General features: G+C 58.6%; 1 protein-coding gene. It reads right to left on the bottom strand.

The annotated features are described in order from the left end of the window. The coding region (locus H926_RS25675; RefSeq protein ID WP_043607881.1) for an integrase at positions 1-251 on the bottom strand (251 nt) is incomplete at both ends.

Here is a 251-nt window from a genome sequence, read left to right as displayed (position 1 = left end):
AAGTTAGGCTTGAGCACTCTCGCGCCATCGCGCAAGCGGTCCAGCTCGTCCGACCAGAACTGCATCAACGCCACCCGCTCATTCCAGTATTCTCCCCGCGTATAGGCGCGGCGGACCCCGTTGTTTTCCATATGCGCCAATTGCCGTTCAATCGCATCCGGATTGAAACGTCCGGTCTCGTTGAGAAGAGTGGCCGCCATTGCCCGAAAGCCATGCGCGGTCATTTCCTCTTGTCCAAAGCCAAGGGCCCT

Origin of the sequence: Novosphingobium sp. B-7, assembly GCF_000410615.1 — a bacterium.
Taxonomy (GTDB): Bacteria; Pseudomonadota; Alphaproteobacteria; order Sphingomonadales; family Sphingomonadaceae; genus Novosphingobium; species Novosphingobium capsulatum.
Note: the sequence above shows the minus strand (reverse complement) of the source record. Positions and strands in the feature narration are given on the sequence as shown.